The organism is Micromonospora sp. NPDC049101 (genome assembly GCF_040648675.1).
GTDB lineage: Bacteria > Actinomycetota > Actinomycetes > Mycobacteriales > Micromonosporaceae > Micromonospora.
In genome coordinates, this window is sequence record NZ_JBEZED010000071.1 from 1 (window position 1) to 1,116 (window position 1,116).

General features: G+C 68.9%; 1 protein-coding gene. It reads right to left on the bottom strand.

The annotated features are described in order from the left end of the window. Positions 1 to 1,116: polyketide synthase (locus tag AB0B57_RS36805; RefSeq protein WP_357081101.1), on the bottom strand; the 1,116-nt coding region annotated here is incomplete at both ends.

The following is a 1,116-nucleotide window of genomic DNA, read 5'->3' on the forward strand; positions in this document are numbered from 1 at the left end:
GAGGAGGTGGGTGGCGGTGGTGGTGAGGGCGGTGGGGGTGGTGGCGGAGAGGGTGATGGTGTGGGTGGTGGTGGTGTGGGTGGTGGTGGGTGGGGTGGTTGGTGGTGGGTGGGGTGGGGTGTGGTGTTGGGTGATGATGTGGGCGTTGGTGCCGCCGAATCCGAAGCTGCTGGTGGCGGCGGTGGGGGTGGGTGTGGTGAGGGGTGTGGGGGTGGTGGGGATGGTGAGGTGGGGGTTCCAGGGGATGTGGGGGTTGGGGGTGATGGTGGTGGGGTGGGGTGGGATGGTGCGGTGGTGGAGGGTGAGGATGGTTTTGATGAGGCCGGCGATGCCGGCGGCGGCTTCGAGGTGGCCGATGTTGGTTTTGACGGTGCCGAGGTGCAGTGGGTGTTGTCGGTGGGGGGTGAGGGTGTGGGTGAGGGCGCGTATTTCGATGGGGTCGCCGAGGGTGGTGCCGGTGCCGTGGGTTTCGACGTAGTCGATGTGGTGTCCTTCGACCCCCGCGTCGGCCAGGGCGCTCCGCACGACACGCTCCTGCGCCGCACCGCTCGGTGCGGTCAGGCCGTTGCTTCGACCGTCCTGGTTGACCGCGCTGCCCCGGATGACGGCGAGGACACGGTCCTGGAGCGCGAGCGCCGTGCTCAGGCGGCGTAGGACGATGATTCCGCAGCCTTCGCCGCGGACGTAGCCGTCGGCGTGTTGGTCGAAGGTGTGGCAGCGGCCGGTGGGGGAGAGCATGCGGCCTTTGCTGAGGGCGATCATGGCGTCGGGGGAGAGGATGAGGTTGGCGCCGCCGGCGATGGCGGTGTCGGTTTCTCCGGTGCGTAGTGCCTGGCAGGCGAGGTGCACGGCGACCAGGCTGGAGGAGCAGGCAGTGTCCACGACCAGGCTGGGCCCTTCCAGGCCGAGCGCGTAGGACACCCGGTTCGCCGCGAAATTGGCCGACACCCCGATCGCCGTGTACTCGTCGATCGAGTCGGGGCTCTCGGTGCTCATCCGCTCGTACTCGCCGGACCGCATTCCGATGTAGACGGCGGTGTTGGTGCCGCGCAGGCGGTGGGGGGGTAGGTGGGCGTGTTCGAGGGCGTGCCAGGTGGTTTCGAGGATGAGTCGGTG